The organism is Grimontia kaedaensis (genome assembly GCF_023746615.1).
Classification (GTDB): Bacteria; Pseudomonadota; Gammaproteobacteria; order Enterobacterales; family Vibrionaceae; genus Enterovibrio; species Enterovibrio kaedaensis.
In genome coordinates this window covers 1,137,363-1,159,807 of sequence record NZ_CP082276.1, presented here as the reverse complement: position 1 = coordinate 1,159,807, position 22,445 = coordinate 1,137,363, and the positions used below count along the sequence as shown (strand labels likewise).

The following is a 22,445-nucleotide window of genomic DNA, read 5'->3' as shown; positions in this document are numbered from 1 at the left end:
TTACTCCTCTGGCTCGTAGATTTTGTTTTCGGCTGCATTTTCTTCTGCATGCCAGGTGGTATTCGAGACACCTTCGCTTTCCGTGTAGCCCGCAAACAGTGGGTAAGCTTGAATAAGGTCAATGTGTTCGCGAGGCCATTTCCACTCGTCCGTGATAAGCAATACCCAAGGAAGATGCGTGCTTGTTTTGTAGTAGCGATTTTCTGCTGGCACACTGTCATCGTCTTGCCAACCGTAAAGGAAGGTGTCGAACTGCTCAGTGGGCGCTTGGTCAGGCAAGTGAATTTCTAGACCACGGCCTGGGTTGTACCAGATACCATCACGTACATAACTCCCTGGGGTCGAGAAGATAAATGGGTCGTAAGGCATATCTCCTAAACCGTAGGTGTTGGCGCCCTCGTTGGTGTAGATATCAATCTCGAACTCAAATGACAGGGCTTCCTGACAGTATTGGGCGGTGCGATAGAAATTACATTCGCTGGAAGGTATTTTTGTTTTCAAATCTTCATCAATGATGAAAATGGCTTCCGTGGAATCTGTTTCCAACCCATTGTTTTCTTGCGCCACTCCATTATGTTTGAGCGTAGTCGCAGCGCTGTCGATATCAGATTGATTCAAGCCCGGTAGACGGATGGCAAAACCATTGTGGTAGCCCGCACCATAAGCTGCGAGGTAGCCCGTAATGAGTATACGTGTTGCATGGTTGTCCTCATCGAGTGTTTCCGTCATCCGGAAGCGCATCACCACATCGTTCATGTCGTAATCGCCTTCTTTTGGCCAGTTATCCTCGTAAGCGATAGTGGCGTAGCCTTGTTCACTTGGGTAATGAACAAGTGTTGTACCTGACTTTATTACCGTGACAGGGTGGTCTTCCACCTCACCACTGGTGGCACCACCAAAATAGTCTAGGCCAGATTGTTCAGCAAAACGGAATCGACTGTAGGTGGAACCGATTGCTGCATCTACCGGCACTGATAGCGCAAGCGCATTGGAACCAGCAGATAGCAGGCTATCGCTTATCACTTTCTCACCTGAGTCTTCGAAGTCACCGTCGGCGTTCCAGTCGATCCATGCTGATAGGTAACCTTGCGTAGATGCCTGAACAGAAACAATGGCGCTCTGGCCTGCTTCCAAAGCTGTTACAAAGCCAACGCCATCTTCATCGGCGAGCCCCGCTTTGTTGTCATCAAGTGGGGATAGTAGGCCGTCACCCTCGCTATCCGGTGCTACTGAACCAAGATAGAAGGCCGTTCCGGTTTGGTGGCGCGGACCATTGGTAGCAAGAAGCGTTTTATAGCTGTCCGGTGCATCACCAAAGTCGATAGTGGAATCTTCATCAATGACTGGTGCATTTGCACAGCGGGCACCGTCGTTTTGATTTGAATTGGGACCGGGTGCGAACTCATCTGCGGTGACGTCGCCATCTGCGCCGTAATCAGACAAATCGATGCGGAAGATCTCACCATCACTGTTACGTGAAACGTAGAAATAGCCGTTGACATCGAAATAGCCAGCGCCGAATGTCCCGGTTATACCTGCATTACCAACCAGGGAGGTGCTGCCATCTGTGGTATCAAACAAATAGAGGTTGCCGTTTTGGTTGTCGATGCCGTAAAGCCCGCCATTACCGGGATGGAAAGCGAAATCGGTCAATCTGACTGATGCGGAGTCTGTGATTCTCTCCATCTGCAAAGTGGCATTTGGATCACTGTCTAATGGGCTCAAATCAATTTTGAAAAGGCCTTTGTTTTGGCGGTACAGATAGTAGGTATGGTCATATACGTCACCTACATAGAAAGTGTGGTCAGTGGGGACACCAGAAACGTTTAAGACTTCCGCTTGGAAGTCCTGCCCTAAACGGACAATTTGCTTGTTGGTTGTGTCGTATCCATAGATATACCGATCTTCGAAGTTGAAACCTACGCCGTTTATGTTGGCATCTAGTCCTGTGTCTGATTGTAAAAGAGTGTTGGCGCCGGTAACCAAGTTGACGCCGTATACTTGCACTGGGTTAGCTTGGAACAAATAGGCTTTGCTCGGACACGTGTCGAACGGCGCTGCAAGAGCAGCGGGGGACATCAGCGCGAGCGCGATCGTGATTGCACGGCGAGTCATAGTCGGCTCCGGAGTTCAGAAGTGTTGCTGAGACCACTTCAAGGAGTGTGCCATCTTTATCTTTATGAAATACTCTATTTTTTCATTGTGAGAATCAGCCTGAGAAGGCATTTTTTCTCAGATTGACAGTCAGAAGTGAAGGGAAGGAATAACGATTTCTCAATATGAGAAAAATAATAAACTGCCAAATGGCGTGCGGTTTATGAGCGGCCACTTTCTCCCCAGCAATGCAGATTTGCAAAACGTTGTACGAAGTGATCAATGAATGCGCGCACCTTAGGGGCTAGTTGTCTTGAACTTGGGTAGACAGCCCAAATTGCAGTGTCTGATTCCAGCTGGTAGTTCTCTAGAATTCTAACGAGTTCACCACGTTCCAATTGCTCGTGCACTGCCCAGTTTGAACAAACAGAAATGCCAATCCCATTTATACAAGCGTCCCTAACAGCTTCACCGTTGTCTGTTTTCAATAAACTCTTCACTTTGATGCTTTCAATGCCTTTGAGCGTTCGGAAAGACAACTGTTCCAAAGATGGCAGCTGTACGAAGGTATGGCTGCTTAGTTCATCCAGTGTTTCTGGTTTGCCGTTCTTGGCGATATAGGAGGGGGAAGCACAGAGCATTCGGTTATCCGGTGCAAGCTTGCGCGCGATGAGACTGGAATCTTTGAGCTCTGCATTTCGAATCGCGATGTCGAAGCCGCCTTCAACCAGGTCGACAATGGAATCAGACAAACGCAGGTCGAGCGAAAGATCGGGGTATTCTTCCAAAAAGCCTTTTAGCCCAGGAATAAGGTGCATTCGTCCAAAAGAAGCAGGGGCGGTTATTCGAAGTGTTCCACGTGGCGAGGTAGTACCTGCACCCACCGATGCACATGCCGCTTCAACGCTGTCCAACACATCTTCGGCATGAGGTAAGAAGGCAATGCCTTCTTCGGTCAGCGAGACTTTTCGTGTGGTGCGATGCACCAATCTTACGCCCATGGATTCTTCGAGCTTATTAATGTGCGTACTGGATACAGCAGGTGAGAGCCCAAGCTCGGCACCAGCGGCACTGATGTTGTTTGTCGAGGCTATCCGGACAAAGAGTTTGAGGTGTTCAATATTCATCATTATCAATAAAAATTTAAAAGTGATTCTTTATTGTGGGTAATTACTAATGAAAACGTTTCAAATAGGATAGTGGGTAAAGGCAGTCAACAGCAATCGCTAAAACAGAGACAGCATGACAACTCGTGTCATGGTAATGGTAAGAAGTTCAGATGCTTGTTCTGCCAACATTTAACCACCAAAGGTCGACCGCCCATACGGATAAGGGAATAACAATGATAAAAACGATTTTAATTACAGGCGCGACAGACGGTATTGGGCTGGAGACCTCTAAACTACTGGCTTCTCAAGGTCACAATATCTTGTTGCATGGGCGTAACGCCGCCAAGCTGGAAAATGCGACAGTCCAAGTTCAGGGGGTTGAAGGTGTCGGTAATGTGGAAACCTACTTGGCAGATTTGTCGAATCTGAAGGATGTGGAAAAATTTGCAGATGAAGTGGTTGCAAACCATACGTCGTTGGATGTGCTGATTAATAACGCCGGTATTTTCCGAACTTCTTCGCCAATCACCGAAGATGGATTCGATGTGCGATTCGTTGTAAATACAGTCGCGCCTTACCTGCTCACTAAGCGCTTGCTGCCGTTGCTTGGGGGACAAGGGCGTGTTGTTAATCTGTCTTCAGCTGCGCAAGCACCGGTCAACATTGCTGCGCTGAAGGGCGAAGTGAGAGTGGGCGATGAGTTTTCAGCTTACGCGCAGAGCAAGCTTGCTATCACCATGTGGACGCAAAAACTGGCACGAGATCTGGGTATTGATGGTCCGATGCTGGTGGCTGTTAATCCGGGTTCAATGCTAGGCAGCAAAATGGTCACGGAAGGGTTTGGTGTGTCAGGCGGTGATATTGGTATTGGCGCTGATATTCTTGCTCGAGCCTCGCTGAGCGACGAATTCGCTGACGCTTCCGGTAAGTACTATGACAATGATTCGCATCGCTTTGCTGCTCCGCACTCTGAAGCTGCGAATGGAGCTAAAGTGGATGCGGTTGTCGAAGCGATTGAGTCGTTAATTTAAGTGCTAAGTGTTAATTGAAAAAGAACCCCGCTAAAAGCGGAGTTCTTTTTTATTGGGGTTGGTTTGCTGTACGCCTAGTTTTTGCCAGCAAGGCGATAGCGCCGAAAACTACAGTTAGTATCCATAGTTGAGAAAGGTGACCTAGCTGGCTCTGAATAGTCGCGCCCATTTGATTGAGCTGAATAGTCGCTTGAATGGCGGGTGTGGAAGGTACGATTTGCGCCAAAGAGTTCAACCACACTGGCAGTTCGCTGCTTGGCCAGACAAATCCCGATGTAAACAGCAGAGGCATCGAACTTAACAACACCGTTAAGGTTATGATTTCCGGCCTTGAAAGACATTTTCCAATCACCGTACCTAGGCCAATCGTCGCCAGCAAAAAAGGCATCATAATGATGATGAGATTTACAGGCTCTGCCAAACGGTTAACCCCATTAATCTCAAGGCTAGCGCCCAGATAGTACATTGCCATTACACTGTAAATCGCAGTAAGAATGCTGGTTCGCACGATCAGATTTCTCGCCCCGTTATGTGGGTTGATGCTGGCCAGCATGCCGGAAGCGATCAGCAAAGTTTGCTGCAAGATCAGGATAAACACGCCGGGAACCACATAATTTCCGTAACCCGTTATTGGGTTATAAACCGGCACCAAATTTAGTGAGAACGGTGTTATCTGCTTGGTTGCTGCTTCCATTGGAATATCTTGCATCATGGCGCGCGTCGTTTTTACTGACGCGCCAAGTGTGTTGCCCGCATTGATGACACCCTCTGCGATAGTTCCGTAAGTCAGGAAAAATGAAGCGTCTGCTCCTACTGAAATGACCGGGCTTTTACCCATCAACAGGTCGCGATAGAAGTGCTGTGGAACCACAACGACACCTTCGATATCACCACTGGCAATTTGAGCGCTGGTTTCCGTCTCTGTGCCTAATCTCATCGCGATAGAAAGCTGTGGGGTGGCGTCCAACATTCTAACGAACGTGCGGCTTTCCTGACTGTTATCGTGGTCGACAACCGCAACATGAAGTTCGCGCGGGAGTTGGTTTTCATACGGCAATGGGTAAAGCAGCGAATAGATAATGATGCCGCCAAACACAGTGAAAACCACTGCCGGATTGGTAAACAGTACCTTCAGTTCTTGCTTAAACAACGCAGTCCAACTCATATGCTAGCCTCCTGAATTAGCGTCGCTGAGCGGCAGAGCCGTTTGAGTTTAGCGGCGACAAGTAGCCAAATCAGGCTGAAAGCTGCCAATGCGAGAAGTATGGGCTGCATTTGTATCATCGTCGCGCCATAGTTGAACTGGCCAATTTGCACGGTGATGTAATGACTCACTGGTAACATTACGCGCCAACACTGCGCCAGAAACGGCATGTCACTGGCTGGAAAGCTCACTCCCATAAACGCAAAGGCCGGCGCGGTAAAACCTGCGACCAAACTCATCGCACGGGTTGCATCGCGTGTACCTAAATACAGCAAGGAACCTACCGCGAGACCTGCTGACACCATCAAGCCTTGTGAGGCGAAAAGTAACGTCCAGCTTCCGTTCATCGGCCAGCCCAACCCAAAGTGCATGGCGGTGGCGAAGACAACGCCCATCAGCCAGAGCGGAATAAGCAAGCCTATTACTTTGGCGATTAGCGCCGACAACAAACCTTGCTTGAAGTGATTTTCCAGCCCTATGCGTTTATCAGTCAGTGCCATGGAAAGCATGCCGCTCGCGACAATTACGATTTGCCAAAGCGCAGGAATAATCGCTGAGACCAGAAACTGCGCGTAGTTAGTGCCATTATTAAACAACGGCACTAGCTGAAAACGGACAGGTACAGACTGTCCTGCTGCTTGTGAGGAAACCGTTGTGCCATGCAGCATTTTCCCTTTGGTTTCGACCATGGCTGCAAAGGTGCTTTGGCTTTGGGTAATCGCCACATTCACCAGCTTACCAATCAGAATATATTGGCTGTTGTAGAAGGCCGTCACTTCTGGGCTTTCGCCGCGAAGAGTGGCTTTCTCAAAGTCCGAGGGAATGATGACGGTAGAGTAAGTCTCGGCACTGTTCAGTGAAGCGGTAGCTTCTTGAACGCTGGCGAAACTGCGAGTTTCCAACGTAGGACTGGCGTCGTAGTAACGGGTGAGGCTCCGCGACATGGCACTATGGTCAAGATCAACGACGCCGATCGGCAAATCGCGACCGGTGCCTGATGAGAAAATCGCCCACACCAACAGAAACAACGCCATTGGTAGCCAGCCCAGCAGCGCAGTTAGCCACTTATCTGATGAAGTTAATCGCCACTCTTCTATCAGCCGTGATGCAAACGAAGGTTTCTCCATGGTGATCAACCCTGAGTCTGCTCGGAAACCAGAATACTCATGCCTGCGCGCAGACCTTCAATAGGTGTTAAAGGACGGGCTTCCACCTCAAAGGTACGCATGTCATAGCCGTTCTGGCTATTGGTGGCACGCCAGGTCGCGAAATCCCCCAAAGGGGCAACATGGGTGACTTCAAACTCATAAGCCTGTTCCCCCAGAGAGGGAATGTTCGCCTCAAACTGAGCGCCTTTGGCAAATTGGCGTAGTTTGTCTTCGCGAATATTGAAGACTGCCCAGGCATCTTTCATGTCGATGACAGTGACAACAGGGAAACCTTGCGGTGCCAGCTCGCCAGGGTGAAGCAGGATTTGGCTGACTTCTCCTTGATACCAGCTACGAATCTTGGTGTCTTTGGCATAGGCTTCCACTTCTGCCACCGCACCAGCTGCCATGCGAACTTTTTCCTGCGCTGCCCGTTTGGTTTCAGAGCGCGCACCGGCTTTCGCCAGTTCATACATTTGGAGCGCAGCATTTTCTGTGTATTTCGCCGCTTGCCACTGGGTGTAAGCCTCGTCGCGTTTTTGTTCGGCGGCGACACCTTCTTTGTAGAGCGCATCGACACGCTTGTAGGTTTTGTCTGCCAGTTGTGCCGCAGCACGGGCCTTTTGCCATTGGTCGCGCGCAGCACTGATTTCCTGCTCACGAGCGCCGCTTTCAGCTTGTTCTGCCATGGCGTCTGCTGCTTGTTGTCCGGCTCTCGCTTGCTCCAGCTTGGCATCAAGCTCTGGGCTAAAAAGTGTGAAAATCAAATCGCCCTTATTCACGGCTTCGCCTTTACGCACCAAAACATCATCAATACGGCCGGCGACTTTCGAGGAAATGCTGTATTGCTGGGCTTCAATCTGACCTTGAAAACGCTCAGGCACGGGCTGATACGCTTGGTAGAAGCTGTAACCAATCCAACCAATAACGGCAGCAGCAGGCAATGCCAGCGCGATAGACTTCAATTTGCTCATTGTGATTTATACCTGTAATGGTTGGGTTGCTTGGAGTGATGCCGCCTGAAAATCTGGGAAACGGTTCATCTCGCCGCTAACAGCGAGTAAGCGGGAAAGCGACAGCACGTATTGGTATGACGCTGCAAGCTGCTGGGTTTTGATGCCAGCGAGATAAAGCTCAGCATCGACGACATCGAGTGAAGTAGAAAGCCCCTGCGCGAAGGCTTTTTCACGCAAGCGAAGGTTTTCTTGTGCAAGGGAAATGCTTGAAGCCAAACCTTGGTGCTCTTCCAGTGCTTGTCCTGCTTCTCGCCATGTTTTCTCTACCAGCAGTGAAAGGTCTTGCTCCGCTTGGGCGCGAAGGTGCTGAACCTGACGTGCGGTGCTGTGAGCGGCTTTGACTTTGTCTGAACGGCCACCGTTGTCGATAAGGGGAATGCTCACGCCCACGCCAACTGCCCAGTCAGGTGCCAATTCAGCGGTCAAGGAATCACCTTCATAGAGGTTGTAGTTACCGTAAAGATAAACCTGCGGGTAGTACTTGCCTTTCTCGAGGTTAACCAAGCCGTCAGCTTGTTCACGCTTGGCGTCCAACACTTTTAGACCGGGATAATCCGCCAGTGTTTTTTGCATGAATGGCGCCATCGCAGGGGCGTGTTTCTGAGTAAATAGGGCACTGGATGTCGTCACCGGTGCATCGCTTTTCACCAGTGTTTGCAAAGCAGCTTGGGCGATTTCTAGGTCGCGTTCGGCTTTACGGCGTTCAGTCTTGGCTTTGTCGTAAGAGACTTCTGCTTGCAAGCGTTCAACGCGTGCAATTTGCCCTTGTTCTTCCAGCTTTTTCGCGTGGTCGAGGTGTTTTTCCAGCCCTTGTTCCACCTCTACGCGAGTCTCCAACACCTGTTCTGCCAGCACGGTCGCAAAATAGACCTTCGCCAAATCTTCAAACTTCGCCTGTTGGGCCATTTGCATCAGGAACCTTGCTTCTTCGTGCTGGGCATTGGCAATGTCTTCCGCAGCAAGAATGCGCCCGCCGGTAAAGATCGGCCAGATAGCACGGAGAGAGCTTGTGTAGATATCGCGGTCGGCCAAGGTGGTAGTCAGCAGGTTATCGAGGTTACCCATTAAGGCACCTAATTGAGGGACAGAACCTGCGATTTGGCCTAATGCGTCCCCGCCATTCATATGGTGGGCTAGCTGTAAGGGTTTGAGTTCGACATCTTGATCCAACCGAGTGTAGTTACCGCTGAGTGAAATCGAAGGAAGATGGTGCGCTGATGCTGCGTTTCGCATGTGCTCGGAACGCTGAACATTAGCACGCTCTGCGGCTATCGCATCATTTCGGGTAAGGACCGATTGCCATGCTTGTTCAAAGGTCATGGGATCTGCAGTGACAATACAGGGCAAAAGCGTTAATGCAACAAACAAACGGACAAGGAAAGGTTTTCTGGCAAGCATAATGGTTTCCACGTGAGGAAGTTACGGACATATTAGAGTTATTGCTCTAATATTGCCAGTTTTACTTTGTAAAGTCTGAAAGGGTCTTTAGTGCTTTTTGGGGACATATGTTCAGGACGCTTGGTTTGGTGGAGCCAATATAGTATGGAAGCTGAGAGTTCAAACATTAAGGAAAGAGAGGTCTGTATTGTTAGGCTTGTTGTATTCATTGGAATACAATTCATTGGTATGAAAGCAGTTTCTTTAAGCTTGTGAAATCCACCACTATTTTGCATTTGAAGTTAGGAGGAAAGATTGTTTATAAAAACCTAATAAAAAAGACAAAAATTCTGACTAAAAAAGAAAGCGTTTTCACGATTTTGTTGATATTTAAATGTATGATAATAATAGCTAATTTTAAGTAATGATGAGAGATGTTCTCATCAATGAAGTGCGAATCCGAAAAGTTGTATAGATGATAATTCGATAATTAAATTTTTTGGCAGTGGCATTCACTGTATGAATAACCAAAGCTCAGTGTGATGATTTGGAGGCAATTTCATTTCTCATGATAATTCTACTAATGCAACTTTTGTCTTACTATTGAAACGCAAATCAATGGCGACACATGGCAGAATAAATCGGAAGTTTCGCGGTAATCGCGATGTGTTTTCTGGGGGAAAGCCATGGCCAATCTTTCACCATATTTTTCAAAATTATCACAGCATTATAATCACTGCTTTGTAATTTTTGCCTGTCTATTGATGTTGTCTGAGTCTGTTCGTGCCAAGCAATTATCTGAACAACAAGAACTTTATCTCGATTCCCTTAATGGGGTATCAATGTGTGTTGAGCCTAACTGGTTACCCTTCGAATACATCAATCAAGATGGTGAATATGTGGGTGTGCTGGCGGACTACGCAAGACTAATCAGCAATAAGCTGGGCATTCCTTTTCATCTTTACCCTACTGACACTTATTCTAAAAGTCTGGCTGAAGTAAAAGCAGGGCATTGCGACATTATTGTCGCTGAAGTTGCCACCGACGAAAAACGTCAGGACTTTCTGTTTACCATCCCTTACTTCACTTCACATCGTGCACTTGCAACCAATATGGATACTCCGTTCGTTGATGATCTCAATAACCTCGCACAGGAAACGATCGGTGTGCTTCGTGATTCTCCAGCTTCGGAAATTATGCCAAAGCTCTATCCTCATTTAGACTTCAGAGCTTTTGACTCAACGGAAGAAGGGTTAAAGAAGGTAGAAAGCAAAGAAGTTTATGGTTTTATAAGTGTATTGGGCTCGCTGGTCTACATCATTCAAGAGCACAATATCATCAATGTGAAAATTGGTGGGGTGCTACCTTCAAACGCAAAACTCTCTATTCTGGTTAACCGCGACCATCCTCAGCTGGTGGAGTTGTTTAATTTCGCAATCAATGAAATTACACCTTTAGATCGAAAAGAGATTTTTGAGCGCTGGTTCCCGGTGAAGTACGAAACTGGCTTCGAATGGGGTCTATTCTGGTGGGTCGTATCGGCTATTTTAGTTTGTTCAATTTTTACTGTGGGTATGTTCTACCACTGGAATTTGAGGCTGAAGCGAGAGATTAAGCGTCGCCGGAGTGCGGAAAAGAAAGCAACAAAACTAGCCATGAGCGACCCTCTGACCAAGCTGGCGAACCGCATCCGTTTCAATGATGACTTAAAAATGGCGCTGGAACTTGCTCAGGTTCAAGAGCGCCACATCACACTCGCCATTCTTGATTTGGACGACTTCAAGCCTGTGAATGACGAGTATGGTCATCCCATTGGCGATGAGTGCCTCAAGATAGTGGCGGACCGATTGTTGAAGCAGTGTAGGAACCAAGACACGGTCGCTCGTTTGGGTGGTGATGAGTTTGCCATTATCTACAGTGGTCCAGTAAGCCGAGAGTATTTACCTGTGATGGCAGAACGGCTGATTGAATCTGTTGGGCAGCCCATTTTTGTGGACGGTATTGAGATTCAGGTTGGGTTATCGATAGGTTACGCATTCTATCCAGAACATAGTGACAGCTGCGATTCACTTATCCGCCACGCTGATGAAGCGCTGTACGTGGCGAAGAATATGGGTAAGAACAAATTCCGTATTTACGAGCCTGATGCCAAAAAAAAGTCTAGGGTTGCCGTTTCTGTAGAGAAAACGTCGATGACGACAACCAGCTGAACCTCAAAAAGAAAAGGGCATAAATTTTGCCCTTTATCATTTCATATTGGTGGCTTACGCCATTTGCTCTTCCGCTTCTTGCTCTAAACGCTTCTTCTCACGCATCAGTTCATTGAACTCAATACGCGCTTGTTGCGCTGCTTCAGAAGCCTGAAGTTTATGTTCTTTAGCGGCCATGGCTTCGTCAGTCAGGCGTTGGATTTCATCCAGCTGCTCTTGGGGAGCATCGCCCAATTCCATACCTGTTTCGCCTCGTGACAATGCTTCTGCACGGATGTTTTTCTTGAGGTCCCAGATTGCATCCAGCTTCTCACGCTCTTCGTTTGCTGCAGTGATCGCTTCGTCTTTCAGTCGTTCAAACTTTGCCATAGCCATACCTTCACGAGACCAAGGATCCACCTCAGGAAACTCTTCGATATTGATGGTTGGGTCTTCATAGCCTTCCTGGTGTGCCAAGTCGAGCGTTGCCGCTTTCACACCGGAGAGCATCAGCATGACAGCGATAACCAGTAGAGGTAGGCCGCCGACGATTGCCGCTGTTTGCAGCGTTGCAAGGCCACCCATAAACATCAGGATGGAAGGCATCACAGACAGAGTAAATGCCCAGAACAGACGGTTCCAACGTAGCGGGTCTTCAGTCACGTTGTTCTGTACCACAGAGGCCAAAATGAACGAGATGGAATCGAACGTGGTCGCGGTAAAAATGATACATAGAACCGTGAACACAGCGATAACCACAGTGCTCATTGGCAGTTGCTCAAGGATAGCGAAAATCGCTGTCGTTGCGCCTTTCTCATTCAGGATTGAGACAACATCTAACTGACCTGAAAGTTGCAGCGACAGGCCAAAGTTACCCAAGATCATGAAGTAAAGGGCGCAGCCCAGAGAGCCGAAGAAGATAGAACCCGATACCATCTGTTTGATGGTACGGCCACGCGAAATACGCGCCACGAACAAGCCCATACTTGGCGCAAATACTAGCCACCATGCCCAGTAGAAAATCGTCCAATCCTGCGGGAAGTGGGTGTCTTCAAACGTGCCGTAGCCACCAAACGGTTCTGCCCAAGTCGCCATCACGAAGAAGTTTGACAGCATACGACCGATGGAGTCCAAACCGGTCTCCAGCATGAACAGCGTTGGACCAGCAAACAGGACGAATGCCAACAGACCAAGTGCACCCCAAAAGTTAATGTTGCTCAGAACCTTGATACCCTCATCCATACCTTTGTAAGACGAGTAGGCGAACAGCGCGGTACAAAGCAGTAGAACACCGATTTGAGTCACTGTGGTAGAAGGAATGCCAAACAGGTAGCTGATACCTTCGTTGATCAATGGTGCAGCCAGACCCAATGTGGTTGCGGCACCACCTAAAAGACCAAAGATGAACAGTACATCAATGAACTTGCCCAGCTTACCGTGGCTGCGTGCTTCACCAATCACTGGCATCAGCGCAGCAGATACTTTCAGTACAGGCTGCTTGCGAACGTAGAAGAAATAAGCAATTGGAATAGCTGGGATCAGGTAAATAGACCAAGCAATTGGCCCCCAGTGGAAAATACCGTAGGTCGCTGCCCAACGAACGGCTTCTTCACTGCCAGCCTGCAGTTGGAAAGGAGGGTTTTGATAGTAGTAAGCCCACTCGATAGTACCCCAGTAAAGGATACTGGCACCGATACCGCCACAGAAAAGCATCGCAGCCCAAGAGCCGGTCGCAAACTCTGGTTTCTCGTCTGCGTCACCAAGTTTGATTTGTCCGATATCGCTGAAAACGATGTAAGCCATAAAAAAGAAGGCAGCGATACCAAGAGCCAGATACATAAAGCCCAGCTTGTCGGTCATAAAGGTTTTTGCAATCGCAATCCACTCTGCGCCTTGGTCAGGCCAAACCAGCAATGGAACGATGACAGAAAACAGCAGCCCCAACGCGCCGAAAAAAGTCGGCTTGTCGATGAGCTCAAAGTGTTTTTTCATAAAATAAACTTCCAGTTCACAAGGTTGTGTTTGGAAATTCTCATTTTGATTGCGATTCATATCAATTCAGCTATTAGATGCTGAAGATAAAAAGAATTGATGAAATTCACGGCGTGAATGGAATGCTGTGTGATTCTTATATTGGGTGAATTTTTCCTTCCGAAAGAAGCGGTGGGGTTAACAACTTGGTGATAGGTTGCACAGTGAGAGGAATTATTCTTTTACAAAATAGAGGTCGCTCATCAATTTAGAAGCGTGAGCGACCTCAAAATTACTTGTCATTCGAAAGATTAGGCGATCTTCTCCGCTGACGTCAGGCGGTATTGAACCATGTCTTCAATGGTCAGAACTGGCATGTCATGCTTCTTACCGAACTCGACGATCTCTGGCGCTTTTGCCATGGAACCATCTTCATTCTGCACCTCACACAAAACACCGGCAGGGGAAAGGCCAGCCATTTGCATTAAATCGATAGTGCCTTCGGTGTGACCACGACGGACAAGAACACCGCCTTTACGGGCGCGAAGCGGGAATACGTGGCCGGGACGTGCCAGATCAGAAGGTTTCGCATCTGGGTTCGAGGCGGTCTTGATAGTAGTGACGCGGTCAGCCGCAGAAACGCCGGTTGTGACGCCCACTTTCGCTTCAATGGAAACGGTAAAAGCGGTCTGATTGGCGCTGTTGTTATTGGCCACCATTGGCTGAAGTTCCAGCCTGTCAGCTTGTTCTTCAGGCAGGCACAGGCACACGATACCAGAGCATTCGCGGATCATGAGTGCCATTTGCTGAGTGGTTAGGTGGTCTACAGAATAAATGATGTCACCTTCATTTTCGCGATCTTCGTCGTCGAGAAGCAAAACGCCTTTACCCAAACGCAGTGCTTCAAGCGCCGCTTCAACGCGCTCAAATGGGGTGCCAGAAAGTAGAGATGCGTGAGTCTGATTCATGGTAACTCCTAAGTTTAAATACCAGAATCAGGGCATAGATGAGCGCAAACTGCGAACGCAGCCATACGCAATCCAACGATCTTCGGCTAAGCGAACGCCGCCGTGAATCGGTGCATTTTTATCATCCTCTTTCATCCGGACTATAACCGTCGGCCTTGGCGTCTCACCAAGTCTGCTGACCCCAAACATGTGTTTGGGCGCTCGCGGGCTCGTCAGTCATACAATGATTTGCGTGCTGACATACCGCCGGTGGGGAATTTCGCCCCGCCCTGAGAATAATGCTCAAAATGAGCGTTTAAATAGTACTGCGTTTTCAATCGAAAAGGGAAGGGGAGATCGGCTGCATGCTTATTGTTTGCGCGATCAGTGTTCTATACGTCGCATGTACTCTTTCGGCGCACACCCACGGACGCGTTGGAAGGCTTTGGTGAAGCTTTGTGGGTTGCTGTAGCCAAGTAGAAGGGCAACCTCATCCGGGGCATAGCCCTTTAACATGTACCTCGCCGCAATGTTATTCAGCACATAGCCCCGCATAGACGAGAAACTGAAACCCAATCGATGTAATCGCCGCTGCAATTGCTGCGTGGAAAGCCCCAGTGTTGATGCGACCGTTTCCAAAGAGGGCATGCCGTAATGACGGGTAAAGTTCACCACTTCATACAGCGCTTTGGTGGGGTCATCGCGTTGCGGCATATTGACCAGTTCATCCAAATCAAACAAAGAAATCAGTGTTGCTTTGTTATGGTCGCGCGGCACGGCATGTTCCAAAAGTAGCAATTTGTTATCGAACCAGACTTCCGTCATGGCACAACCTGTTTTCACTTCACATCCAAACCATTCGCTTGCAGCGTTGATATCGATATCCGTTCCTTTGAGTCTGACAGCCAACGGCGCAAAACCTTCATGGGTAAAATGGCGAAGAACGAAAGTCATCATAATGGCGACGCGCAGTGAATCGATACCTGTGGCCGTCCCTGAGTATTCGTTGTCGTAGCACCACTTCAACAACTTTCCTGATTGCCTTCCCACGTAGTGAGCGCCTGAGTGAAAGCAGCTTAAACCATAGTTGATTCGCCTGAAGGTGACTGCTGGTTACGTGACTAACTTCATCATGCGCGAGGGTTAGTATGTAGGTATGGTTCCTCGAATCCATATGTACACCGATGAAAAATATGTGCTGATGCGAGTGAATCATCAAGCTATCCGCAATGTGAAAGTAGGGCAGTATGCTGAATTCGCGAGCCCGGTTTACCCAGGTAAGGTCTTCAAAGCAGAAGTAGAGGGGATTGTTGAAGCAACAGGAGAATCGCAGGCCCGACTGATTGCCACAGACGATAATGTGCGCATGACTACAGGTTCAAACCTTGCCAACAAACACCACTTTGTCAGGCTGAAACTGGAAGAGCCAGAAGGCTATGATGTCCCAGTTGGCGCAGTGGGTTTGGGTTGGGTATCTGGAGATAAACCAATCGGGTTTATGAGCTTCCTGGATGTGATTCGCGGCATCATCATTCGAATGAAAGCCCAGCTTTACTTCATCTATTAGATTTAACCGACATTCTTCTCCCAAAGGGCTCTTTAAGAGCCCTTTTTCTTGCGCCTGTGACTCTGTCTCATCACGATTCTGCCCACGCTTAATAAGCTTTTCCTATGAGTGCCTGAATGTGAATCATCAAGCAATAGAAAGACACCAACCCAAAGGGTTGAGAGCCATTGCCATTTTGGAGGCAGGTAAGGGTTTGTTGGCCTTGATTGTGGGCTTGGCTTTGCATGAATTGGGTGGTGCTGAAATCCAAGCGCTCTGCGAACAGATGCTGCGCCATTTGCGGCTTAATCCCGCTGGAGAAATTCCAAGTGTGATTCATAAAGCGTTGGCAAGTGTTGATGACAGGAACCTGACCCTATTCGCCTTGGGAACGGTGCTATATGCCAGTGTCCGTTTTGTCGAAGCCTATGGACTGTGGCGAGCCTTCGGTTGGACAGAGTGGTTTGCTTTGGCAAGTGGGGCGATATATTTGCCTTTCGAAGTATATGAAGTGATCACTACAGGCAAAACCATGGCATATCTAGCGTTGGGTATGAACCTGGTTGTGATTGGCTATATGGCAAAGGTTATTCAAGGGCGTTACCGGCAAAGGAAGGGTAATTGAGAACACAATTTTGATGAATATTTGCACGAAAAATAATATTTGGGCGGTAAATTTATCTCAGTTGTTTATTTTTGCTTGTTAAATGAACAAAAAATTGGGTTTGTAACGTGATTTATCTAAATGTTTATTGATGTGTTGATTTGGGTCAATTTAATGAATTAACATGCGCTTTTTTCACGCTCACGTAAAAATAAGTACAAATATAATGACAACAGATACAAAGCCTTCAAAGTTCAAATCTTCTGCCATGATCGCTTACATGCTGCTGCTTAGTGGTCTGCTGACCTTTGGTGTTTTCAGCATCGCGGGTGCTGCATTTGCTTACTTTAAGCGCAAAGAAGCTCTGGAAGCCGGGGAAGACATGTATGTCGACCATTTCCGCTGGATTATTCGCACCTTTTGGATTGCTGTGCCTCTGGCGTTGATGAACCTGCTGTTGATCCCATTGGGTATTGGTATGCTGACAGCGGGTGTCACTTACCTTTGGGTTTTCTATCGCGGTATGTATGGTGCGAAAGTCCTGACAGACTTAAAAAGCCCTTACAGCAACCGACAGGCGCAGACTGCCTAAAATAAATAGACTCCCCCTCGAGAAAGCCGCTTTTTTAAGCGGTTTTTTTTACGTCGACGTATTTTCAGCTTCAGCGCTTTCGGTCGCTTTTTGCTTACTCAGGGTACGTTGTAATAGCTGACTGTAGAGCGGTTTTCCGCCCATGGCCTGCGCCGTCATGGTTGCACCGAGAGACGTAATCAAAAGAGGGAGGATAAGCTCATAGTTATGGGTGAGCTCGATCACTAGAAGTATTCCGGTGATGGGTGCGCGAACGGTAGCGGCAAACAGTGCCCCCATTCCTGCAACAGCAAACATCCCGATAGTGATATCGAAATCGGGAAACACCAACATACAGGCGGCACCAAAACAGGTACCGAACAGCGTTCCAAGCGCGAGCATAGGGGCGAAAACACCACCGGGTGCGCCAGAACAAAAACATGCGAGGGTGGTGACTGTTCGTGCCATGAATAGTAGTAAAAGCATAGAAAGCGTAAACGACCCTCCAACAGCATCTGTGATCAGGCTTTCTCCTGCGCCAGTTAACCGTGGTACAAAAATGATCATCACACCAAACATGGCGCCGAGTGCAGCGCCAATGCCGATAAAGCGTTTAGTCTCATGTCGGTGCAGGCGCTCAAACCCGTCCATACTCCAAATCACCATTCGATTGAACAGTACGCCAAAACCACCAAACATGAGTCCCAGAATCAAAAAAAGTCCCAGGGCTTCTAATGGCACATCAGTATGTGCTGGTAAGGGGATCATCGCATCTTGGCCCTGAAAATATCGGTAGGTAATGGTCGCGACAACTGCTGCAATCATGACGGACTTAATCGAAATCAGGTTGTAGCGAAACTGAGGGCGCATTTCTTCAACGACAAACATAATGCCTGCGAGTGGTGCGTTAAAGGCTGCGGCTAAGCCTGCGGCAGCCCCTGAAGCCACTAAAGTGTGGCGACTTTCATCATCATTGAGCCGAAATATATCAGTGACCATTCTGCCAACGCTGGAGCCCATCTGCACTGAAGGCCCTTCACGCCCCAGAACCAGCCCAGCACCAATGGCGCCTATACCGCCAAAGAACTTCGCTGGAATTACCCGCCACCAACGAACGGGACGAAGCCCATCAAGTGCGCCCTCTATTTCAGGGATCCCAGAACCCGCTGCTTCTGGAGAGACTTTCTTTACCAAAAGGAAACTGAATGCAGAGAGTAAAGCGCTACTGAGCACAACAGTTACTATAGTCAGCAGCGACATTTCGCCGTGGGCTTTTGAACATTCACTGCGCTGTGTAATGACCCAATCAATGGCGATATCGAAGAAAGTGCAGAGTAGCCCTGCTAGCAGGCCAACAAATACTGCAAGCAAAAGAATGGGAAGCGAGCTTTGATGGTTGGCGAGAAATCGACGCATCACTCCCGATCGATGATTTCTAAAGTCCGGTTTCTCACTTGGGTTTTCCATTACAGGGAAACCTTTATCAAATTGATTTGGATAGAGCATAGAGCAGGCTGTCATTGAAAGATTGACTGAAAGTGATACAACCAACACAGCGGTATCGCAGCTCTTTCAAATTAATCAGCTACCGGAATCTTGATATATCTCACGTCGACAAGAAGTAAAAAAATATAGTCATTTAATGTCTTTTCTACGTTAAATACTAATCATCGCAAGGTTATAGTGTTAATACTCTAATATCATGCGTTTTTAATAAAAAGTGTATTGTTAATATATCTTATTGAGTCTGTCGAAAAATACATGATCATTTAAGTGTATGTAATTAATTGATTAATATTTTTCTCTGGTAATTCATCTTACTAGTACTTTTTTAATTATCACTAAGCTGAAAATAGTTCCTTACTATAAATGTCTCAATTGTGATTCATTGTTGCCTTTAACTTAAATAGGTACTCCCCGAGAATGCTCTCAAATCAAGTCACTGAGCATAAGGGAGCAACATGGCAAACATTATCGAAGGTACAGAAGACAACGATATTCTACGTGGAACAAACGACGCAGACTTTATATATGGCCGCGGTGGAGACGACTTCATCCAAGGGGACGGTGATGTCGATTTTATTTATGGCGGTGATGGCAATGACACTGTGATTGGTGGAGCTGGAACAGATGAAGTTCATGGCGACGCTGGTAATGATTGGGTTCGAGGTGGTTTGGCGAATGACCAACTTTATGGTGACTCTGGAGATGACCGTGTAGAAGGTTTCGATGGTGAAGATACCCTCTACGGTGGCGAAGGGAACGATTCACTTTTCGGTGGTAAAGGAAAGGACCAAGTTTTCGGTGGCGAAGGTGATGACAAAGCGTCTGGTAATGAAGGTGATGATTATGTCACCGGCGGCAAGGGTAACGATATACTGTTTGGTGATGAAGGTAATGACCTTCTCGAAGGTAACGAAGACAACGATGTGATTTGGGGTGGTGATGGAAATGACCGCCTATTCGGTGGCAGTGAAGATGGCGACTCTAACGGCTTGGTAAATCCAGATATCCCAGAGATTGCGCCTGATTTTCAGAAATCCGCTGTTGGTTCTTCAAGTACTTTCACCAACACTTCCGGCGACGTCATCTCTATGTCTTCGTCAGACAACGCTGGCTTAAATGGTATCAATGGACACCACTATCAAACGGTCACCGGCGTTTTTGAGGGCTACTACATGGGCACAAACCCGGGCACTTGGACCGACAGCCATACGCATGTGCTCTCTGAAGAAGTTGCCGGCGTAAGAATCATCGTGGGCTATATGACTTATCAAGAGCAAGTCTGGTTTAAGCTTGATGGCGTGGAAATTAGTCTGGCAGAAGGTATCGAAGCGGGCATCGTTACTATCAATAACCGTAGTGGCGACAACGACGACTTTATTAACTCTGATGGTCATTTACAGTCAACTCAAGTTGACGTCACGGATTACACCACTGTCGATATTGCTATCCCATTCACCACTATTGAAGTTCTGTCTTCAGGAAATGCTGGAGGGCTAAGTTACGAGCTCTATGTTGATGTAAATCCAGTGACACCAACAGTGACGATGACAGATGGCAATGATTCTATCTATGGCGAAGCTGGAGACGATTTCATCGACGGTGGTTCAGGCGATGATTACCTGGATGGCGGTGCAGACAACGATACCGTTGCGGGTGGCGAGGGTGATGACACTATTCTTGGTCGCGAAGGCGTAGATAATCTTTCTGGCGGTAACGGAAATGACACTGTGTATGCTGGTGCAAATGATGACGTTGTCTCGGGTGGTACTGGTGAAGATGAGCTTTTCGGTGATACCGGTGACGATCTGATTTCAGGTGATCAAGGCAATGATGTTATCTACGGTGGTGCCGGTGATGACTTCATTGATGGTGGCGCCGGAGATGATCTGCTAAAAGGTGGTGCAGATAAAGATACTATCGAAGGCGGTTCAGGTGATGACTTCATCATCGGTGAGCTTGGCGATGATCACCTGTTTGGTGAGGGTGGTGCGGATAGGCTTCACGGTGAAGATGGAAATGATGTTATCTACGCTGGCGCCGGGAATGATGTCATTAACGCTGGTGAAGGCAACGACAGAGCGTTTGGTGGTGATGGTGATGATCGCATGATTGGTCGTTGGGGTAATGACACCCTGAAAGGCGATGGCGGGAATGATCTTATTCGTGGTGAGTGGGGTCAAGACCGTCTCTTTGGTGGCACTGGTAACGATGAACTTCATGGTGGTGGTGATTATGACGTCATTCGCGGTGAAGAGGGCGATGACCTCATTGTTGGCGGACAAGGTAACGACTATTTGTGGGGTGGTGAAGGGAGTGACATTTTTTACTTTGACACATCAGCAAATGGTGGAAGCGACAATATTTTTGACTTCCAAAAGGGTGTTGATGTCATAGAGATTCATGGCTCTTACTCTACGGGAATGTCAGATATTACGTATTGGGCTCACGATGCAACAACGACTGCGATTCATTTTGATAATTCGAATTCAGCTATTGTCCTGCACAACTTTTCAATTGATCAATTTGGTTCGGACATTTTCGACTTCGTATAAGCATAGTAGTTAGTAAGTTATACCTCCTCATTGGCACTGAGTAATCAGTGCCTTTTTTGACCTCGCAATTAGTACAGTCAGTCAGTAAACCAGTGATGTTTGTTTTTACGCCACTCCATCACGGCATCAATAAACTCCCTGAGCTTCTTCGGATAGAAACGCTGATGTGTATAGACGAGATGCAAATGATGCTGACTGGCAGACCAATTCGGTAAGATACGAACGAGACTGCCATCTGCCAGTGATTTCTCAACCAAGGCCAGAGGAATACAGGCGATTCCCAAGCCTCCCATTGCCAGTGATATGAGCCCCTCATAACTTGAACTGGAGTATTGCCCATGAGCAGCGAGTTGAACCCTTTGCCCGTCTTCAGAATGCAATGACCAATCATTCCAAGATGAATCAAATGAGCTTTTCAGGCAAGGTACGTTGAGAAGATCACTCAAAGTATTTATTGGGTGACGATTAACCAACGAAGGTGAGCAAACCAGCACGTCTTTCAAAGCGCCAATATCTTTCGCAACTAGGTTGTCAGGTAGGGCTTTTTGAGATCTCAGCGCCACGTCAGACTCACCAAATTCCACATCTTTGATGTCCGTAGTGAAATCCAGTTCTAAGTGTATGTTGGGATTCTCTTTGGCAAAGGCGGGAAGGGCTGATTTGGCAATAAGAGGACCTAGCGCATCCGGTGCAGTAAAACGGATGTAGCCATAGCCGTCTTGAGTCAACATGTTGATACTTTGCGCCGCTTTCTGGGAGATCGTGTCGATTTGCTGTGCGGCGCTGAAGAGTTCTTTTCCGGGTTCTGTAAGTACGACGGAACGTGTTGTCCTGAAGAACAGCCTGCATGACAGTTCACTCTCCAAAGCACGAATGTGCCTTGAGACAAGTCCTTTCGATACGCCCATTGAATCTGCTGCTTTTGAAAAGCTACTTAATTGAGCCACCGTCTTGAATGTTTCTAGATGCGTTAAGTTCACATTGAATCCAAATAGTAAACAGTATGTTCATTTTATACGGTTTTTCGCCATTGAATTGCCTCATAAGATTTAATTCGTAAACAACAGACCCTAAAAGTTGCGAATATTAATCAAAGAGGACATTGAAATGAGCGTAGATAATGTAAGTAAGAATATGGAAGTGGCCAGAACCTATTTTCAGGCAGTACAAACCGGTGATCTGGAAACACTGGGTGCGCTGGTGGCGCCAAATGTGGTTTGGTATCAGCCGGGTAACAATCGATTTTCAGGAAAACACGAGGGCGCACAAGCCGTCTTTGGCATGATCGGTGGGATGATGGAGATGTCTGTGGGCTCCTTCAAAATCGAAACCTTTAACGTAGTGGGTGGCAATGAAGACAAGGTTGCTGTGATTGTAGAGTTTTCTGCAGAACGCGAGGGGCTATCAATGCGTATGGTAGGTGTTGATCTGATTACAATCGTCAATGGAAAGATTGTTGAAGCTTGGCTTTATTCGGCAGACCAGGTTGCGGAAGATACTTTCTGGGGAAACTAAATATTAATCACACGCTTTAAGAGTGATTCTAAAAGGGGCTCTCGCCCCTTTATTGACCACATTTT

At 47.7% G+C, this 22,445-nt stretch carries 17 protein-coding genes, 1 pseudogene and 1 riboswitch; of the genes and pseudogenes, 7 read left to right on the top strand and 11 right to left on the bottom strand.

What is annotated here, in order from left to right:
• Both K6Q96_RS22180 and K6Q96_RS22175 read right to left on the bottom strand, forming a co-directional pair.
• Nucleotides 1-2,115 (bottom strand): LruC domain-containing protein, encoded by a 2,115-nt coding sequence (locus K6Q96_RS22180; RefSeq protein WP_251880228.1) that lies wholly within the window; start codon nt 2,113-2,115, stop codon nt 1-3.
• A gap of 200 nt (nt 2,116-2,315) precedes the next feature.
• Nucleotides 2,316-3,221 carry a LysR family transcriptional regulator gene (locus K6Q96_RS22175; RefSeq protein WP_251882374.1) on the bottom strand — a complete coding sequence of 302 codons (906 nt, stop codon included), beginning with the start codon at nt 3,219-3,221 and terminating at the stop codon, nt 2,316-2,318.
• 215 nt (nt 3,222-3,436) lie between these two features.
• Here K6Q96_RS22175 and K6Q96_RS22170 point away from each other — a divergent pair, with 215 nt between their 5' ends.
• On the top strand, nt 3,437-4,234 hold the full coding sequence (locus K6Q96_RS22170; protein ID WP_251880226.1) for an SDR family NAD(P)-dependent oxidoreductase: 798 nt from the start codon (nt 3,437-3,439) through the stop codon (nt 4,232-4,234).
• 49 nt (nt 4,235-4,283) lie between these two features.
• On the opposite strand, the gene K6Q96_RS22165 is transcribed toward K6Q96_RS22170, so the two are convergent.
• Genes K6Q96_RS22165 through K6Q96_RS22150 form a run of 4 tightly spaced genes read right to left on the bottom strand, consistent with a single transcriptional unit; the run spans nt 4,284 to nt 9,000 of the window.
• Nucleotides 4,284-5,399 (bottom strand): ABC transporter permease, encoded by a 1,116-nt coding sequence (locus K6Q96_RS22165; protein WP_251880224.1) that lies wholly within the window; start codon nt 5,397-5,399, stop codon nt 4,284-4,286.
• Nucleotides 5,396-6,565: an ABC transporter permease gene (locus K6Q96_RS22160; RefSeq protein WP_251880222.1), complete on the bottom strand. Its 1,170-nt coding sequence runs from the start codon at nt 6,563-6,565 to the stop codon at nt 5,396-5,398. Before K6Q96_RS22160 ends, K6Q96_RS22165 begins: the two co-directional genes overlap by 4 nt.
• A 5-nt stretch (nt 6,566-6,570) precedes the next feature.
• Nucleotides 6,571-7,560 (bottom strand): HlyD family secretion protein, encoded by a 990-nt coding sequence (locus K6Q96_RS22155; protein ID WP_251880220.1) that lies wholly within the window; start codon nt 7,558-7,560, stop codon nt 6,571-6,573.
• Between the two features lie 6 nt (nt 7,561-7,566).
• A complete protein-coding gene (locus K6Q96_RS22150; RefSeq protein WP_251880218.1) occupies nt 7,567-9,000 on the bottom strand; it encodes a TolC family protein in 1,434 nt (477 codons plus the stop codon).
• An 821-nt stretch (nt 9,001-9,821) separates the two neighbouring features.
• Here K6Q96_RS22150 and K6Q96_RS22145 point away from each other — a divergent pair.
• Nucleotides 9,822-11,189, top strand: a complete 1,368-nt coding sequence (locus K6Q96_RS22145; protein ID WP_251880216.1) for a diguanylate cyclase domain-containing protein — start codon at nt 9,822-9,824, stop codon at nt 11,187-11,189.
• Nucleotides 11,190-11,243: 54 nt separating this feature from the next.
• Here the strand turns inward: K6Q96_RS22145 and K6Q96_RS22140 are convergent, their stop codons facing one another.
• The 3 genes from K6Q96_RS22140 to K6Q96_RS22130 all read right to left on the bottom strand — a co-directional run bounded on the left by K6Q96_RS22140 (nt 11,244) and on the right by K6Q96_RS22130 (nt 15,112).
• The gene (locus K6Q96_RS22140) at nt 11,244-13,160 is read right to left on the bottom strand and encodes a BCCT family transporter (RefSeq protein WP_251880214.1); all 1,917 of its coding nucleotides are present in this window, start codon (nt 13,158-13,160) and stop codon (nt 11,244-11,246) included.
• Nucleotides 13,161-13,450: 290 nt separating this feature from the next.
• Nucleotides 13,451-14,107, bottom strand: a complete 657-nt coding sequence (ribB, locus tag K6Q96_RS22135; RefSeq protein WP_251880212.1) for a 3,4-dihydroxy-2-butanone-4-phosphate synthase — start codon at nt 14,105-14,107, stop codon at nt 13,451-13,453.
• 119 nt (nt 14,108-14,226) lie between these two features.
• Nucleotides 14,227-14,388, bottom strand: a riboswitch (FMN riboswitch).
• Between the two features lie 82 nt (nt 14,389-14,470).
• Nucleotides 14,471-15,112 carry a helix-turn-helix domain-containing protein gene (locus K6Q96_RS22130; RefSeq protein ID WP_251880210.1) on the bottom strand — a complete coding sequence of 214 codons (642 nt, stop codon included), beginning with the start codon at nt 15,110-15,112 and terminating at the stop codon, nt 14,471-14,473.
• Between the two features lie 79 nt (nt 15,113-15,191).
• Here K6Q96_RS22130 and K6Q96_RS22125 point away from each other — a divergent pair.
• From K6Q96_RS22125 to K6Q96_RS22115, 3 genes and pseudogenes are all read left to right on the top strand, one after another.
• Nucleotides 15,192-15,653 (top strand): annotated as a pseudogene (locus K6Q96_RS22125) (HlyD family secretion protein); the annotation flags it as partial.
• Between the two features lie 118 nt (nt 15,654-15,771).
• Nucleotides 15,772-16,257 carry a DUF2127 domain-containing protein gene (locus tag K6Q96_RS22120; RefSeq protein ID WP_251880209.1) on the top strand — a complete coding sequence of 162 codons (486 nt, stop codon included), beginning with the start codon at nt 15,772-15,774 and terminating at the stop codon, nt 16,255-16,257.
• 205 nt (nt 16,258-16,462) lie between these two features.
• Complete coding sequence (locus K6Q96_RS22115) at nt 16,463-16,828, top strand: DUF4870 family protein (protein WP_251880207.1); 366 nt, start codon at nt 16,463-16,465, stop codon at nt 16,826-16,828.
• A 48-nt stretch (nt 16,829-16,876) separates the two neighbouring features.
• Here the strand turns inward: K6Q96_RS22115 and clcA are convergent, their stop codons facing one another.
• Entirely contained in the window at nt 16,877-18,274 is a 1,398-nt protein-coding gene (clcA, locus tag K6Q96_RS22110; RefSeq protein WP_251880205.1) for a H(+)/Cl(-) exchange transporter ClcA, read from the bottom strand.
• A 494-nt stretch (nt 18,275-18,768) separates the two neighbouring features.
• Between clcA and K6Q96_RS22105 the strand changes: the two genes are divergently transcribed.
• Nucleotides 18,769-20,865, top strand: a complete 2,097-nt coding sequence (locus tag K6Q96_RS22105; protein ID WP_251880203.1) for a calcium-binding protein — start codon at nt 18,769-18,771, stop codon at nt 20,863-20,865.
• 77 nt (nt 20,866-20,942) lie between these two features.
• Here the strand turns inward: K6Q96_RS22105 and K6Q96_RS22100 are convergent, their stop codons facing one another.
• Nucleotides 20,943-21,812: a LysR family transcriptional regulator gene (locus K6Q96_RS22100; protein ID WP_251882373.1), complete on the bottom strand. Its 870-nt coding sequence runs from the start codon at nt 21,810-21,812 to the stop codon at nt 20,943-20,945.
• Between the two features lie 160 nt (nt 21,813-21,972).
• On the opposite strand from K6Q96_RS22100, the gene K6Q96_RS22095 reads away from it, so the two are divergent.
• On the top strand, nt 21,973-22,380 hold the full coding sequence (locus K6Q96_RS22095) for a nuclear transport factor 2 family protein (RefSeq protein WP_251880201.1): 408 nt from the start codon (nt 21,973-21,975) through the stop codon (nt 22,378-22,380).
• Nucleotides 22,381-22,445: the final 65 nt, after the last annotated feature.

Coding starts and splice junctions, on each gene's coding strand:
- K6Q96_RS22180 (WP_251880228.1), bottom strand. CDS start 2,115: ATGACTCGCCGTGCAATCACGATCGCGCTCGCGCTGATGTCCCCCGCT.
- K6Q96_RS22175 (WP_251882374.1), bottom strand. CDS start 3,221: ATGAATATTGAACACCTCAAACTCTTTGTCCGGATAGCCTCGACAAAC.
- K6Q96_RS22170 (WP_251880226.1), top strand. CDS start 3,437: ATGATAAAAACGATTTTAATTACAGGCGCGACAGACGGTATTGGGCTG.
- K6Q96_RS22165 (WP_251880224.1), bottom strand. CDS start 5,399: ATGAGTTGGACTGCGTTGTTTAAGCAAGAACTGAAGGTACTGTTTACC.
- K6Q96_RS22160 (WP_251880222.1), bottom strand. CDS start 6,565: ATGGAGAAACCTTCGTTTGCATCACGGCTGATAGAAGAGTGGCGATTA.
- K6Q96_RS22155 (WP_251880220.1), bottom strand. CDS start 7,560: ATGAGCAAATTGAAGTCTATCGCGCTGGCATTGCCTGCTGCTGCCGTT.
- K6Q96_RS22150 (WP_251880218.1), bottom strand. CDS start 9,000: ATGCTTGCCAGAAAACCTTTCCTTGTCCGTTTGTTTGTTGCATTAACG.
- K6Q96_RS22145 (WP_251880216.1), top strand. CDS start 9,822: ATGTGTGTTGAGCCTAACTGGTTACCCTTCGAATACATCAATCAAGAT.
- K6Q96_RS22140 (WP_251880214.1), bottom strand. CDS start 13,160: ATGAAAAAACACTTTGAGCTCATCGACAAGCCGACTTTTTTCGGCGCG.
- ribB (WP_251880212.1), bottom strand. CDS start 14,107: ATGAATCAGACTCACGCATCTCTACTTTCTGGCACCCCATTTGAGCGC.
- K6Q96_RS22115 (WP_251880207.1), top strand. CDS start 16,463: ATGACAACAGATACAAAGCCTTCAAAGTTCAAATCTTCTGCCATGATC.
- clcA (WP_251880205.1), bottom strand. CDS start 18,274: ATGGAAAACCCAAGTGAGAAACCGGACTTTAGAAATCATCGATCGGGA.
- K6Q96_RS22105 (WP_251880203.1), top strand. CDS start 18,769: ATGGCAAACATTATCGAAGGTACAGAAGACAACGATATTCTACGTGGA.
- K6Q96_RS22095 (WP_251880201.1), top strand. CDS start 21,973: ATGAGCGTAGATAATGTAAGTAAGAATATGGAAGTGGCCAGAACCTAT.